Origin of the sequence: Micromonospora sp. WMMD714 (assembly GCF_029581315.1) — a bacterium.
In the GTDB taxonomy this organism is placed as follows: domain Bacteria; phylum Actinomycetota; class Actinomycetes; order Mycobacteriales; family Micromonosporaceae; genus Micromonospora; species Micromonospora rifamycinica.
Window position 1 is genome coordinate 3,925,784 of the sequence record NZ_CP120744.1, and the last position, 14,491, is coordinate 3,940,274.

Annotated in this window: 14 protein-coding genes; 8 read left to right on the plus strand and 6 right to left on the minus strand. The window is 72.5% G+C overall.

Going from position 1 to position 14,491, the window contains the following annotated elements; translation table 11 throughout:
• The first annotated feature begins 13 nt into the window (after window positions 1-13).
• From O7625_RS17240 to O7625_RS17250, 3 genes are read left to right on the plus strand one after another with little or no spacing between them, the layout of a single operon-like run.
• On the plus strand, window positions 14-1,216 hold the full coding sequence (locus O7625_RS17240; RefSeq protein WP_282339897.1) for a helix-turn-helix domain-containing protein: 1,203 nt from the start codon (window positions 14-16) through the stop codon (window positions 1,214-1,216).
• A 60-nt stretch (window positions 1,217-1,276) separates the two neighbouring features.
• Window positions 1,277-1,516 carry an AbrB/MazE/SpoVT family DNA-binding domain-containing protein gene (locus O7625_RS17245; RefSeq protein WP_208569022.1) on the plus strand — a complete coding sequence of 80 codons (240 nt, stop codon included), beginning with the start codon at window positions 1,277-1,279 and terminating at the stop codon, window positions 1,514-1,516.
• On the plus strand, window positions 1,506-1,961 hold the full coding sequence (locus tag O7625_RS17250; RefSeq protein ID WP_282339901.1) for a type II toxin-antitoxin system VapC family toxin: 456 nt from the start codon (window positions 1,506-1,508) through the stop codon (window positions 1,959-1,961). Before O7625_RS17245 ends, O7625_RS17250 begins: the two co-directional genes overlap by 11 nt.
• A 48-nt stretch (window positions 1,962-2,009) precedes the next feature.
• On the opposite strand, the gene O7625_RS17255 is transcribed toward O7625_RS17250, so the two are convergent.
• The 3 genes from O7625_RS17255 to glgA are packed head-to-tail and all read right to left on the minus strand — an operon-like array spanning window position 2,010 to window position 3,786.
• Window positions 2,010-2,267, minus strand: coding sequence for a Txe/YoeB family addiction module toxin (locus O7625_RS17255; RefSeq protein ID WP_208569020.1), 258 nt, complete (start codon window positions 2,265-2,267; stop codon window positions 2,010-2,012).
• Window positions 2,264-2,539, minus strand: coding sequence for a type II toxin-antitoxin system prevent-host-death family antitoxin (locus O7625_RS17260; RefSeq protein WP_282339904.1), 276 nt, complete (start codon window positions 2,537-2,539; stop codon window positions 2,264-2,266). Before O7625_RS17260 ends, O7625_RS17255 begins: the two co-directional genes overlap by 4 nt.
• Window positions 2,540-2,583: 44 nt before the next feature.
• Window positions 2,584-3,786 carry a glycogen synthase gene (glgA, locus tag O7625_RS17265; protein WP_282339905.1) on the minus strand — a complete coding sequence of 401 codons (1,203 nt, stop codon included), beginning with the start codon at window positions 3,784-3,786 and terminating at the stop codon, window positions 2,584-2,586.
• A 95-nt stretch (window positions 3,787-3,881) separates the two neighbouring features.
• Between glgA and glgC the strand changes: the two genes are divergently transcribed.
• The 5 genes from glgC to O7625_RS17290 all read left to right on the plus strand — a co-directional run bounded on the left by glgC (window position 3,882) and on the right by O7625_RS17290 (window position 10,962).
• On the plus strand, window positions 3,882-5,114 hold the full coding sequence (glgC, locus tag O7625_RS17270) for a glucose-1-phosphate adenylyltransferase (protein WP_282272701.1): 1,233 nt from the start codon (window positions 3,882-3,884) through the stop codon (window positions 5,112-5,114).
• 70 nt (window positions 5,115-5,184) lie between these two features.
• Entirely contained in the window at window positions 5,185-6,822 is a 1,638-nt protein-coding gene (pgm, locus tag O7625_RS17275; RefSeq protein ID WP_282339906.1) for a phosphoglucomutase (alpha-D-glucose-1,6-bisphosphate-dependent), read from the plus strand.
• Between the two features lie 149 nt (window positions 6,823-6,971).
• Window positions 6,972-8,372, plus strand: a complete 1,401-nt coding sequence (locus O7625_RS17280) for a hypothetical protein (protein WP_282339908.1) — start codon at window positions 6,972-6,974, stop codon at window positions 8,370-8,372.
• 125 nt (window positions 8,373-8,497) lie between these two features.
• On the plus strand, window positions 8,498-9,691 hold the full coding sequence (locus O7625_RS17285; protein WP_282339910.1) for a hypothetical protein: 1,194 nt from the start codon (window positions 8,498-8,500) through the stop codon (window positions 9,689-9,691).
• 68 nt (window positions 9,692-9,759) lie between these two features.
• Window positions 9,760-10,962 carry a hypothetical protein gene (locus O7625_RS17290; RefSeq protein ID WP_282339912.1) on the plus strand — a complete coding sequence of 401 codons (1,203 nt, stop codon included), beginning with the start codon at window positions 9,760-9,762 and terminating at the stop codon, window positions 10,960-10,962.
• Window positions 10,963-11,058: 96 nt separating this feature from the next.
• Here the strand turns inward: O7625_RS17290 and O7625_RS17295 are convergent, their stop codons facing one another.
• The 3 genes from O7625_RS17295 to gmd are packed head-to-tail and all read right to left on the minus strand — an operon-like array spanning window position 11,059 to window position 14,392.
• Window positions 11,059-12,183, minus strand: coding sequence for a DegT/DnrJ/EryC1/StrS aminotransferase family protein (locus tag O7625_RS17295; protein WP_282339914.1), 1,125 nt, complete (start codon window positions 12,181-12,183; stop codon window positions 11,059-11,061).
• Window positions 12,180-13,382: a glycosyltransferase gene (locus tag O7625_RS17300; protein ID WP_282339917.1), complete on the minus strand. Its 1,203-nt coding sequence runs from the start codon at window positions 13,380-13,382 to the stop codon at window positions 12,180-12,182. The genes O7625_RS17295 and O7625_RS17300 overlap by 4 nt, the downstream gene beginning before the upstream one ends.
• Entirely contained in the window at window positions 13,379-14,392 is a 1,014-nt protein-coding gene (gmd, locus tag O7625_RS17305) for a GDP-mannose 4,6-dehydratase (protein WP_282272715.1), read from the minus strand. The genes O7625_RS17300 and gmd overlap by 4 nt, the downstream gene beginning before the upstream one ends.
• Between the last annotated feature and the right edge of the window lie 99 nt (window positions 14,393-14,491).

The window sequence follows — 14,491 nt, forward strand, 5'->3', positions numbered from 1 at the left end:
GGACGGGGCGGCGGTGAACGAGCTGCCGGTGGGCCGCCGGGTCGCCCAGTGGCGGGTGCGGCGCAACATGACGCAACAGCAGTTCGCCGACCATCTCGGCAAGTCCAAGAGCTGGGTCGACAAGGTCGAGCGCGGGGTGCGCCGGCTGGAGCAGGTGTCCACCCTCCGGATGGTCGCCGAGACGCTCCGGATCGACCTGGAGGTGCTGCTGGCCGGGTCGGCGGGGGAGTCGGCGCGACCGGAGACCGCCACCACCGGTGTCGACGCGGTGCTGGCCGCGCTGGCCCGCTACCACGTCGAGCCGCCGGCCCGGCCGCCCGACGTCGCGGAGCTGCGCACCCGGCTGGCCCACGCGGAGCAGAGCTACCGGCACGCCCGCTACCCGGAACTGCTCGTCCTGCTGCCCGGCCTGGTCGACGCCGTCCGCGCGGCGCGGGCACTGCGGCTCGGCCGGGCCACCGACGGCCTGCTCGCCCGGGGGTACGGCCTGGTCGCGCTGGTGCTGCTCAAGGTCGACCGGCCGGAGGCGGCCTGGCTGGCCGCCGACCGGGCGCTGGCCGCCGCGCAGGTCACGAAGGACCCGTGGGTGGCCGCCGCCGCCACGGTGCCGCTGGCCCAGGCCCTGCGCCACGGTGGCCGGCGGCGGGCCGCGATGGAGGCCGCCGCCGTCGCCGCCCACCGCCTCCTGCCGGGGCGCTCCCCGGGCACGCCACGGCCGACCTCGTCGACGCCCGGTGACGACCAGTCGGCCGACCCGACCCTGCTCGCCACGCTGCTGCTCCAGGCCGGCCTGGCCGCCGCCGGGCGGGGTGACGGCCGGGCCGCCCGGGACCTGCTCGACCGGGCCGGCCGAGCCGCCCGCGACGCCGGGGCCGAGGGCGGCGGCGCGGCGGTCGAGGCCGCGCGGGTGGTCGCCGAGGCCGCCCTCGGCGAGGTCACGGCGGCGACGGTACGCCACGAGCGGCTGGTGGCCGGCGACGAGTGGCGGTGGCTGCCCCCCGAGCACCGGGCCGCGTACCTGCTCGACGCCGCCCGTGCCTACGTGCTCGACGGCAACCTGCTCCGCGCCGGCCGGACGGTGCTCGAAGCGGAGCGCACCGCCCACGGCGAGGTGCACCACCGCCCGGCGGTACGCCCCCTGGTCGCCGTGGTGGCCCGGTCCCCCGCCGCCCCGCCTGCCCTGACCCGCCTCGCCGCCACCCTCCACGTCACCTGACAGCCCCAGACGGGAGACCTGCGACACGTATCATGCGTATTACGTATCTAGGGGGCTGCCGTGAAGTTGAACAGCAAGGGTCAGGTGACGATCCCGGCGGAACTGCGGGTCCGGTACAACCTGCACGAGGGTGATGAGGTCGACGTGATCGAGGAAGGCGGCGCCCTGCGCATCGTGCGCGTCAGTGACGCTGAGACCCGTGGTCAGCGTCTGGTCCGGCACATGCGCGGCAGGGGCAGCGCCCCGGAGGTGCAGGGCATGTCGACCGAGGACCTGATGGACCTGCTCCGTGGGGAGTGAACGGATCCGGGCTGTCGCCGCTCGGGTGCCGGAGACGGTTGCCACGCTGGTCGACACCAACGTCCTGTTGGACGTCTTCACCGAGGACCCGCAATGGGCCGACTGGTCGGCTGAGGCCCTGGCCAGCGCCCGCGACGAGGGCGTCCTAGTGATCAATCCGATCGTGTACGCCGAGGTGTCCGTGCGGTTCGACGGTGTCGAGGAGCTCGACGATGCGCTTCCCGCCACGGATTTTCTCCGCGAGGAACTGCCGTACCCGGCGGGCTTCCTGGCCGGCAAGGCGTACGCGCGATACCGCAGGCAGGGCGGCACCAAGCGTTCGCCGATCGCCGACTTCTACATCGGCGCGCACGCGGCGGTCTGCCGCTACCGCCTGCTCACCCGCGACAGCAGCCGCTACCGCTCGTACTTTCCGACGCTGAAGTTGATCGCGCCCGGAGAGTAACGGCCGTCCGTCGCCTGGACCGTCCGGCGTTGGCGTAGGGCAGGGTGGCTACCTGTCGCCGTAGTGGTACCGGCAGGCGATGATCTCGACGTCGTCCTTCGTGATGCGATACACCAGTCGGTGCTCGCGATCGATCCGGCGGGACCAGAACCCGGACAGCTCACCCCGGAGGGGCTCCGGCTTGCCGATGCCCTCGTATTCGTTGCGCATGACGTCGGCGATGAGATCGTTGATGCGCTTGACCAGCTTGCGGTCCGTGTGACTGAGGTACTGGTTCCATGCCGTCGCGGTGAAGACCAGCCTCACGCCACGTCCCGTACGGTGGCCGGGTCCACCAGGTCCCGCTCGGTGGCGTCACCCTCGTCGAGTTCCGCGATCGATCGGCGCAGGGCGGCGGCGTTGCCCGGACTGCGCAGCAGGTACTCGGTCTCCTTCATCGACTCGTACTCCGCCAGCGGCACGATCACCACCGGCTCGTGACCCGACCGGGTCACCACCACTTCCTCCGCGTCGTTGATGACGCTGTCGAGTTCGGCGGCCAGGTTCTGCCGTAGCTGGGTGAAGTTCACGGTCCGCATGACCACCTCCGAGGTAGGTACAGAAAACTGTACCGGACCTCTCCCTACGCCCGCAGCGAGCGGTACAGCTCCAGGGTCTGGACGGCGATGGCGTCCCAGGAGAAGTGCTCGACGGCCCGCCGCCGGCCGGCGAGACCCAACGCCTCGGTGCGTTTCGGGTCGGCCAGCAGCTCGTTGATCGTCTTGGCGAGATCGGCGACGAACCGGTCCGGGTCCAGCGGGTTGCCGCTGCCGTCGCCGGCCTGCTCGATCGGCACCAGCAATCCGGTCTCGCCGTCGGCGACCACCTCGGGGATGCCGCCGGTGGCGGTCGCCACCACCGCCGTCTCGCAGGCCATCGCCTCCAGGTTGACGATGCCCATCGGCTCGTAGACCGAGGGGCAGACGAAGACGGTGGCGTGGGTGAGCACCTGGATCACCTCGGGCTTGGGCAGCATCTCGGCCACCCAGACCACCCCGGACCGGTTGGCCCGCAGCTCGTTGACCAGCCCCTGGACCTCGGCGGCGATCTCCGGGGTGTCCGGGGCGCCGGCGAGCAGCACGAGCTGGGTGTCGGCGGGCAGTTCCTTGGCCGCCCGCAGCAGGTAGGGCAGGCCCTTCTGCCGGGTGATCCGCCCGACGTACACCACGCTGGGGCGGGCCGGGTCGATGCCGAGCCGGTCCAGCACGTCGGTGCCCTGGTCCGGGGCGTACTGGGCGGTGTCGATGCCGTTGTAGACCACCCGGACCCGGTCCGGGTTCACCGTCGGGTAGGCGGTCAGCACGTCCCGGCGCATCCCCGCGCTGACCGCGACGATCGCGTCGGCGGACTCCATCGCCGTCCGCTCGCACCAGGAGGAGAGCGCGTAGCCGCCGCCGAGCTGTTCGGCCTTCCACGGGCGCAGCGGCTCCAGGCTGTGCGCGGTCACCACGTGCGGCACCCCGTACAGCAGCTTCGCGGTGTGCCCGGCCAGGTTGGCGTACCAGGTGTGGCTGTGCACCACGTCGGTGCCCGCGCACCCGGCGGCCATCGCCAGGTCCACGCCCATGGTGCGTAGCGCGGCGTTCGCGCCGCCCAGGTCGGCCGGCTCGGGGTACGCGGTGACGCCCGGCTCGTCGCGCGTCGCGCCGAAGCAGTGCACCCGGACGTCGGCGAGCCGGCGCAGTTCCCGGGCCAGGTACTCGACGTGCACCCCGGCCCCGCCGTAGACCTCCGGCGGGTACTCGCGGGTCAGCAGGTCCACGCGCAGCGGGGCGGAGTCGGTCATGACCGGCACCCTAGTGCAGAATGCGGCCGCGCACCGGTCGCGGAACTGTGCCCGTACGAGTGGTGAAGTCGCAGCGGTATGGATAGCGTCTGGTCATGGCTGCCAAGGTGCTCGCGATCGTCCTGGCCGGCGGAGAGGGCAAGCGCCTGATGCCGCTCACCGCGGACCGGGCCAAGCCGGCCGTCCCGTTCGGCGGGATGTACCGCATGGTCGATTTCGTCCTGTCCAATCTGGCGAACGCCGGCTTTCTCAAGATCGTCGTTTTGACCCAGTACAAGTCCCACTCGCTGGACCGGCACATCACCAAGACGTGGCGGATGTCGACGCTGCTCGGCAACTACGTCACGCCGGTGCCGGCGCAGCAGCGCCGCGGTCCGTGGTGGTTCGCCGGCTCCGCCGACGCGATCTACCAGAGCTTCAACCTGATCAACGACGAGCAGCCGGACTACGTGATCGTGTTCGGCGCCGACCACATCTACCGGATGGACCCCCGGCAGATGGTCGACGACCACATCGCCTCCGGAGCGTCGGTCACCGTCGCCGGCATCCGCCAGCCGCTGTCGACGGCCGACCAGTTCGGCGTGATCGAGGTCGGCGAGGACGGCAAGCGGATCCGGGCCTTCCGGGAGAAGCCCACCGACGCGGTGGGCCTGCCCGACGCCCCCGACCAGATCTACGCCTCGATGGGCAACTACGTCTTCTCCACCAGGGCGCTCTGCGAGGCCGTGGAGCGGGACGCGGCCGACAAGACCAGCAAGCACGACATGGGCGGCAGCATCATCCCGATGATGGTCGAGCGGGGTGAGGCCAACGTCTACGACTTCCAGGACAACGAGGTGCCCGGCAGCACCGACCGGGACCGGGGCTACTGGCGGGACGTGGGGACGCTCGACTCGTTCTACGACGCGCACATGGATCTGATCAACGTGCACCCGGTGTTCAACCTCTACAACTTCGACTGGCCCATCTACACCGACCAGCCGCCGTACCCGCCGGCGAAGTTCGTCCACCAGTGGGGCGAGCGGGTCGGCCGAGCGGTCGGCTCGATGATCTCGCCCGGCGCGGTGATCTCCGGTTCGCTGGTGGAGAACTCGGTCGTCTCACCCAAGGTCAAGGTGCACTCCTGGGCGCAGGTCGACGGCGCGGTGCTGATGGAGGGCGTCGAGGTGGGTCGGCACGCCGTGATCCGCCGGGCCATCCTCGACAAGAACGTCTTCGTGCCCGAGGGCGCCGAGATCGGCGTCGACCTGGAGAAGGACCGGCAGCGCTACACCGTCTCCGACAACGGCGTCGTCGTCATCGGCAAGGGGCAGCGCGTCGAGCCCTGAGCCGGGTGTGACCCGGTCGCCGCCGGGGAAGACAGCGCTCCCGTCCCGTACCACCGAGGAGGTTTCCGCAGTGGCCCACCCCCGTGCCGGACAGCCCGCCGAGCCCGCCGACCTGGTCGACGTGCCCCGGCTGGTGACCGCCTACTACGCCGAGCACCCGGACCCGGACGACCCGGCGCAGCAGGTCTCCTTCGGCACCTCCGGTCACCGGGGGTCCAGCCTGCGCAACGCCTTCAACTCCGACCACATCCTCGCGGTCACCCAGGCGCTCTGCGACTACCGTCGCGAGCAGGGCCTGACCGGGCCGCTCTTCCTGGCCCGGGACACCCACGCGCTCTCCGCCCCCGCCGAGGCCGACGCGCTGGAGGTGCTCGCCGGCAACGGGGTGACCGTGCTGCGGGACAGCCGCGACGGCTACACCCCCACCCCGGCGCTGTCGCACGCCGTGCTCACCCACAACCGGGGGCGCACCGACGGGCTCGCCGACGGCATCGTGATCACCCCGTCGCACAACCCGCCCGACGACGGCGGCTTCAAGTACAACCCGACCAACGGCGGGCCCGCCGACACCGACGTCACGAGGTGGATCCAGGATCGGGCGAACGCGATCCTGGCCGCCGGGCTCAAGGAGGTCAGGCGCATCCCGTACGCGCGGGCACGGGCCGCCGACACCACCGGCACGTACGACTTCCTCGCCGGGTACGTCGACGACCTGCCCTCGGTGCTCGACATCGACGCGATCCGCGACGCCGGGGTGCGGATCGGGGCCGACCCGCTCGGCGGGGCCAGCGTCGCCTACTGGGGTGAGATCGCCGAGCGGCACCGGCTCGACCTCACCGTGATCAACCCGCTGGTCGACCCGACCTGGCGGTTCATGACCCTGGACGGCGACGGCAAGATCCGGATGGACTGCTCGTCGCCGAACGCGATGGCCTCGCTGATCGCCGCCCGGGACCGGTTCCAGGTCTCCACCGGCAACGACGCCGACGCCGACCGGCACGGCATCGTCACCCCCGACGGGGGCCTGATGAACCCCAACCACTACCTGGCGGTGGCGATCGGCCACCTGTTCCGCACCCGGTCGCGGTGGAGCCCCTCGGCGGCCGTCGGCAAGACCCTGGTCTCCTCCTCGATGATCGACCGGATCGCCGCCGACCTGGGCCGGCCGCTGCTGGAGGTGCCGGTCGGCTTCAAGTGGTTCGTCCCCGGTCTGCTGGACGGCTCGGTCGGCTTCGGCGGCGAGGAGAGCGCCGGGGCGTCCTTCCTGCGCCGCGACGGCAGCACCTGGACCACCGACAAGGACGGCATCCTGCTCTGCCTGCTCGCCGCCGAGATCATCGCCAGCACCGGCCGGACACCGAGCGAGCACTACGCCGCGCTGACCGAACGCTTCGGCGCCCCCGCGTACGCCCGGATCGACGCCCCGGCCAGCCGGGAGCAGAAGGCGGTGCTGGGCCGGCTCTCCCCGGAGCAGGTCACCGCGACCGAGCTGGCCGGTGAGCCGATCACCGCGACGCTGACCAGCGCGCCGGGCAACGGCGCCTCGATCGGCGGGCTGAAGGTGACCACCGAGTCCGGGTGGTTCGCGGCCCGGCCGTCGGGCACCGAGGACGTCTACAAGATCTACGCCGAGTCGTTCCAGGGTCCGGAGCACCTGGCCCGCATCCAGGAGGAGGCGAAGTCCCTGGTCGACGGGGTTCTGGGGTAGCCCTCGCCGGAGCCGTCGCGCCCCGCCCGCCGCCCGGAGCGGCCGGGCGGGGCGTGCCGCGTTTTCCGGCGTTTCCCCTCGGGAGCGTGTCGCGGCATCGGCTGGCTCGTTGCGCATGAGGCGACCCGAAACAGTGAGGGGAACATCTGATGGTCTGGTCCAGGGTGGTCACCGACCCTGGACCGCAGATCGACGTCATCGACATCCGGGCGGCCCGCCCGTCCGGGGGAGCCCGGTCGAGACGACAGCGGGAGCTGGTCGGTGGGCTGTTGCGGTGCTATCCGGTCAGCTTCCTGGTGCTCGCCCCGTACGCGTTGCTGATCCTTCCGATGGCGGTGGTCAACGACAACCCGCAGACCGGTTTCATCGTGTTCCTGGTAGGGCTGGCCCTGCTGGGTAGCGTCTCGGTGGAGACGGTGGGTCTGTTCTTCGGGCGTCCCGATCCGCAGTGGCGGCAGGGGATGCGACAGGCGACGGCCCGCTATCCCCGGATCTATCCGGTGGCCCGGCTGGTGACGCTGAGCAGCATCGCGGCCGACCTGCTGGGTGCCTACCTCGGGCGGGGGAGCATCGTCGCGCAGATCTCCGGGGAGTTGTCCGACGCGCCGATGGTGGCGCTGACCAAGCTCTTCTCCGGGTGGGGCGCACTCGGCTTCGCGCTGCTGGTCGCCAGCCACCTGGGCGGCCGGCTGTCCCGGGCCAAGCTGTACGGCTGGCTCGGATCGCTCGTCACCACCCAGGCGGTCGTCACCATGCTGACCGCCCTCACCGCCCCCCTGATCGCCTTCCTCTTCTTCGTGGCCGCCGCCGGGGTGGTCTGTGGCGTGTTCCGGCTGCGGTACCTGCTGGTCGGCACGGTGGTGATGGTCCTGCTCTGGCCGGCCATCTTCGAATTCCGCAACGAGATCCGACAGGACCAGGGCATCGCGGTGAGCGACGCCGTGACGGCAGCGGACCGGATCCGTCTGGACCGGCAGTTGACCCTCGTCGCGGGCATCGAGGTCCCTGTCGACCTCGGTCAACCCGGCTTCGTCGACCACCTCCGGTACGGGCTGGTGCCCCGGATCGTCGATCCCGACCGACCGGCCCTGTCCACCGGGCAGCAGATCAACCAGTTCCTCGGCGGCGGCCCGACGTCCGCGTCCAACTTCCTGTTGCTGGGCAACATCTGGTTCTTCGAGGGGCCGGTCGGTGTGGTGGTCGTGCACGCCTTCTGGGCGGGCTTCGTGGCGTTGCTGCTGCGGTGGCGGGCCCGGCCCGGGCCGGCCCGGTTGAGCCTGTTCTGCCTGGTCTTCTCCGACGTGCTGCTGTGGTCCGGCACCTACCCCGAGTCGACGATCGCCTTCCTACAACACGTGGTGTCGGCCATGACGGTCTTCTTCCTGCTGTGGCTGACCCGCACCGTCCGCCTGCGGTCGCCGCGCCGGCCGGGGCGCGTCGTGCTGCCTGTCGGTGGACGCCTTCCCCCGGGGGTGCACCGGGCCGACGGTCGCCCTGCCGCTCCCCGGGTCGGCGGCCGGCTCGTCGCGCACCGTCAGCGGGGTGCCTGATGATCGGGAAGAGCGAGGCCGCCGCCCTGGTGGCCGCCCCTCTCCCTCCCGGAGCCGGGAGGGAGAGGGGCGGTACCGGGACGGCCCGACAAGGACCCGGCGCATGGTCCCGACGGCAGCGGGAGTTGGTCGGCGGGTTGTTGCGGTGCTACCCGGTCAGCTTCCTGGTGCTCGCCCCGTACGTGCTGCTGATCCTGCCGATGGCGGTGATCAACGACAACCCGCAGACCGGTTTCATCGTGTTCCTGGTGGGTCTGGCGTTGCTGGGCAGCGTCTCGGTGGAATCGGTCGGTCTGCTCTTCGGGCGTCCCGATCCGCAGTGGCGGCAGGGCATGCAACAGGCGACCCGGCGCTACCGCCGCATCTATCCGCTGGCCCGGCTGGTGACCCTGACCGGCATGGTCGCCAACGTCGTCGGAACCCACGTCGGTCGGGGGACCATCGTCACCCAGGTGTCCGGCGAACTGTCCGACACCCCCCTCGCGATGGTGTGCGCCCTCTTCTCGGGCTGGGGCACCCTGGGCTTCGCCCTGCTGGTCGGCAGCCGACTCAGCGGTGCGCTCTCGCCGCGAGGGTTGTACTGCTGGGTGGCCGCGCTCGTCGGCGTGGAGGCGTACGTCGCGGTGCTGACGGCCCGGTCCGCGCCCCTGGTGGCCCTGGTGTTCTTCGTGGCGGCCGCCGGGGCGGTCTGCGGGGTCTTCCGGTTGCGTCACCTCCTGCTCTGGACGGTGGTGCTGCTGCTCGCCTGGCCCGCCATGTTCGCCCAGCGCAACTCGATCCGGGAGGAACGGGGGGTGACGGTGGACAGCCGGGTCACCGCCGCCGACCGGCTCCGCCTGGACAGTCAGCTCACCGCCGTGGCGCCCTTCGCGGTGCCGGTCGAGATCGGCCAGCCCGGTGTCACCGACTACTTCAGGTACGGGCTGGTGCCCCGGGTGCTCGACCCGGACCGGCCGGCGTTGTCCACCGGGCAGCAGATCAACCAGTTCCTCGGTGGTGGGCCGACGTCGTCGTACACCTTCCTGCTGCTGGGCAACGTCTGGTTCTTCGAGGGGCCGGTCGGTGTGGTGGTCGTGCACGCCTTCTGGGCGGGCTTCGTGGCGTTGCTGCTGCGCTGGCGGGGCCGACCTGGTCCGGCCCGGTTGACGGTGTTCTGCCTGGTCTTCTCCGACGTGCTGCTCTGGTCCGGGACCTATCCCGACTCCACCATCGGGTTCCTGCAACACGTGGTGTCGGCCGTGCCGGTCTTTCTGCTGCTGGGGCTGACCCGCGTCGCCTCCGCCCCCCGGGACACGCCGCTGGTGGGTGCCGTCCGGTGACCGCTCCGGTCCGCTCCCGGGTCGGCCGCCAAGGTCCCCCGGGTGTGCCCCGCGCTGGTCGTCGGGCCGTGTCAGCCCTGCTGGTCGGCGGGTTGTCCAGCGGCGGGAACCTGCTGGTGGCGGTCACCGTGACCCGGCTGGAGTCGATCGGCGGGGTGGGCCGGTTCGCCCTCGCCTTCTCGTGCTACGTCCTCGTCTCCGGGCTGGTCCGGAGCATGGTGACCGAGGCCGTGCTGGCGGCGGGGACGGGGGTGCGTGCCGCCGCCTCCCGGGTGCTGCTGCTCGGCACGCTCTGCGGTGCGCCGCTCGCCGTCGCGGGTGCGGCGTACGGCTCGGCCTATCTGCTGCTGGTGGGCCTGGCCCTGCCGGGCCTGGTGCTCTACGACTACGCCAAGGCGACCGCCCTGGGCCTGGGCACCCCGGCGGGCGCACTGCTCCAGGAGGCCACCTGGGCGGCGGTCACCGGCGCCGCCGCGCTGGGCGCGCTGTTCCGGCTGGTCGACGCCCCCTTCGTGGTCGGCGTCTGGGCGCTCACCGGGGGCCTGATCGGCGTGCTCGTCGGACTGCGCCGGGGGTACGCCCGACGACCCGGTTGGGGTGCCGGCCGGGCGGAGAGCCGGGTCGCGGTGGGGTTCGGCACCCAGTTCCTGCTGACCACCGGGTCGGCTCAGTTGTCGTTGAGCGCGGTGGCCGCCGTCGCGGGCACCTCGGTGGTCGGCGCGTTGAGCGCCGGCAGGACCCTGCTGGGGCCGGTGAACCTGGTCCTGTCCACCGCCGCCACGCTGACCCTGCCCTACCTGGCCCGGAGCCGTACCGGAACCCGGGCGGCGCGGTCCAGGGCAGCCGTCCGGGTCACCCTGCTCGTGGCCGCCGGCATCCTGCCGCTGACGGCCGCGATCGCCCTGTTGCCCGACGCGGCCGGCCGGACGCTGCTCGGCGGCAACTGGGACCTGGCCCGCGGCCTGCTGGTGCTGCTGGCCCTGGAGAGCCTGTTCGCGGTGCCGGCCGCCGTCGGCTTCGCCGGGTTGCGGGTGGAGCGGGCGAGCCGGCGGGCGATCCTGCTCGGCGTCCTGCTCGGCGGACTGCGGGTGCCGGTGGTCGTCGTCGCGGCGGTGCTGGGCGGTGCCCGCGGCGCGGCGGGCGCGCTCGCGGCGCTCGCGCTGGTCAGCGCGGTCGCCTGGGCCGGCAGCTACCTGTCGCTGCTGCGGCACCGGGGGGCGCACCGCGCGTCGGCCCAGCACCGGCCCGCCCCGGTCCCACCCGGCGGCTGAACCGGGCGGGGCCAGGCGTCAGGCCGACCGGGGCGGGAGGGACGTCAGCCGACCGGTGTGGGCCCGGGCGGCGGGTCGCGGCGCAGGGGCGGGGGGTCAGGCGAGGGTCGCCAGGGCGGCACGGACCCGCTCCACCACCGTCTTGAGCCCCGGGCCGGTCAGGTCGGGGTAGGTGGGCAGGTTGATGCCGCGCCTGCTCAGGTCGACGGTCACCGGGCAGTGCGCGGTCGGGTCGCGGTGCGCGGGCAGCTCGGGGATCGGCACGAAGAAGGGCCGGGTCTCCACCCCGAGCCGGTCGAGCGTGCGGGCCACCGCGTCCCGGGAGGTGGTGTCCCCCTCCGGCCCGACCAGGAAGGCGGCCATCCACGGCGCGCGGCGGACTCCGGGGACCACCGGCTGCGCCGACAGCGCCGGCTCGTCGGCCAGCTGCGCCTCGTAGCCGGCGACCACCGCGTCCCGCCGGGCGATGATCTCGTCGGCCCGGTCGAGTTGGGCGCAGAGCAGCGCGGCGGCCAGGTTGGTCATCCGGTAGTTGAAGCCCAGCACCGGGAAGTAGTACCGCCGGTGCGGGTCCATGCCCTGGTTGCGCAGCAGCCGCATCCGCTCGGCCAGGGTCGCGTCCGAGGTGGTGACACAGCCGCCCTCGCCCGAGGTGATCACCTTGTTGCCGAAGAACGAGAAGGTGGTGGCGTCGGCCAGGGCACCGGTCGGGCGCCCGTCGACGGTGGCGCCGAAGGACTCCGCCGCATCGGCCACCAGGAGCAGGCCGTGCCGGCGGCACAGCTCACCCAGGGCGGGATAGTCGGCGGGGTGGCCGTACAGGTCGACGGCGACGACCGCCCGGGTCCGTGGGCCGATCGCGGCCCGGACCGCGGCGGGGTCGACGCACCAGCTCTGCGGCAGCACGTCCACGCAGACGGCCCGCGCCCCGCAGTACGCGACGGCGTTCGCGGTCGCCACGTAGGTCAGCGCGGGCACGATGACCTCGTCGCCCGGACCGATCCCGGCGGCGGCGAGGACCAGGTGCAGGGCGACGGTGCCGTTGGCGGTCGCCACCGTGGTGCCGGCGCCGCAGCGGCGGGCGAACCGGTCCTCGAAGTCGGTCAGGTAGCGGCCCTGGGAGGAGACCCAGCCGCTGCGCAGGGCGTCCACCAGGTACCGCTCCTCCAGGTCGGACAGGCTCGGCCGGGCCACCGGATACCGGTCGTCGACGGTGCTCATGCCGTTCCCTCCCCGGCGAGTTCGGCGGCGAACGCGGATCTCGGCATCGGTCCCGGCCTTCCCTGCGCCACCCAGCGCAGCACGTCGAGGTAGTCGCCGCCGGTCGCCGTCCAGGTGCGGGCGGCCAACCGGTTGTCGGCGTGCCGGGCGGCGGCGGCGTAGCGCGGCCGGTCGGCCAGCAGCCGCCCGACCGCCTCGGCCAGCGACGCCGGCTCGGTGGCCCGGAAGACGGTCGCCTCGGCTCCGGTGAACTCCAGCTGGGCCAGCAGCGGCTCGGCGTCCGCGCAGGCGACGGGCAGCCCCCAGCTGAACGCCTCCAGCATCGCCCCGCTCGCCGCCTCCCACAGCGACGGGATCACCACCGCGTCGGCGCGGGCGTAGAGGGCGTTCAGCTCGTCGAGGGTGACGAAGCCGGGAAAGGACACCCGGCCCCGCAGGTCGGGCCGCGCGGCGCGGGCGAGCAGCCGGCTGGCGTCCGGCTCGACCAGCGGCCCGGGGCAGACCAGGCGGCACTGCGGGAGCAGCGCCATCGCCTCCAGCAGGGTCGCGTGGTTCTTGTGGGACGCGGTGGAGGACGGGTAGACCAGCAGGCCCGGTTCGGGTCGGGCGGCGGCGCGGTCGGGTGCGGGCTGGAAGGTCGGGGTCGGGATGAGCGCGGTCCGCTGCGCCGCCTCGGGAAACAGCCGCAGGGTCTCCCGGTACGGGTGCGGCCAGGTGACCACGAGGGCGGACGCGCGGGCCACGTTCTCCCGGACCACGGCGGCGAAGCCGGGGGAGTGGAAGGCGGCCCGTAGATGCCGCAGGTCGTGCAGGACGACGACGGAGGGTCCGGGACCGATCGGGGCACCGTGGAACGGGTGGAGCGTGACGTCCGCCCCCTGCTGGCGGGGGACCGCGCGCTGCCGGACCGCGTTGACCGCCCGGCGGACGGCGAGGGAGTCGCGGACCCGGTCCGGTGTCCAGCGGCGCAGCACCCGCCCCGACGGGGTGTCCGAGCGGAGCGGCTGGGCGACCTCGGTCCAGTCCAGCCCGGTGGCGGGCACGTGGTCGCGCCACCGGGGCAGGGTGCCACGGAGGACGTTCACCCGCAGCTCGCAGGAGGTGTCGGCGGTCATCCCGGAGAGCAGGCCGTAGGTGAACGCCTCGACCCCGGCGGCGTGCCCGGGACGGATCGCGGTGGCGTCGACGGTGACCCTCACCGGTCCACCCGCACCAGGCGTCCCATCCGCTCGTCCTCGAGGAGCTGCCGGTCGGCGTCCACCATCACCCGCACCAGGTCGCCGAAGAGGGTCTTCGGCGCCCACCCCAGCCGCCGCCGGGCCTTCGTGTAGTCGCCGATCAGCGCGTCGACCTCGGCCGGCCGGAAGTAGACCGGATCGACCTCCACGTACCGTTGCCAGTCGAGGCCGACCCGGTCGAAGGCGGCCTCGACGAACTCGCGGACCGAGTGCCCCTCGCCGGTGGCCACCACGTAGTCGTCCGGGGTGTCCTGCTGGAGCGCCAGCCACATCGCCTCGACGTACTCCGGGGCGTAGCCCCAGTCCCGCACCGCGTCGAGGTTGCCCAGGTACAGCTTGTCCTGGATGCCGGCCTCGATCCGGGCCACCGCGCGGGTGATCTTGCGGGTCACGAAGTTCTCGCCCCGCCGTGGGCTCTCGTGGTTGAACAGGATGCCGTTGACGCAGAACATGTCCCACGACTCGCGGTAGTTGACCGCCGTCCAGAAGGCGTAGACCTTGGCGCACGCGTACGGGCTGCGCGGGTGGAACGGCGTCTCCTCGCGCTGCGGGGGCGGGGTGGAGCCGAACATCTCCGAGGAGGACGCCTGGTAGAAGCGGCAGTCGACGTCGGCCGCCCGGGCCGCCTCCAGCATCCGCAGGGCACCCAGCCCGGTGACGTCCGCGGTGTAGCCCGGGACGTCGAAGGAGACGCGTACGTGGCTCTGCGCGCCGAGGTTGTAGATCTCGTCCGGCCGGATGTCGCGGATCAGCGAGGTCAGCGAGGCCGGGTCGGACAGGTCGCTGTAGTGCAGGAAAAGCCGCGCTTCCCCGTGCCGGGGGTGGACGTCGACCCGGTCGATGCGTTCGGTGTTGAACGAGGAGGACCTTCGCTTTATCCCGTGCACCGTGTATCCCTTGTCGAGCAGGAACTCGGACAGATAGCTACCGTCCTGACCGGTGGTGCCGGAAATGAGTGCCACTCGCGACATGGGGTTCCTCTCGTGCCGGATCGGATTGTTCGCGGGACTTCCTTATACCGGCTAACGGGCTGCTCACCACGAGTGTTGCGGTAATGTCCGGCACGTTCA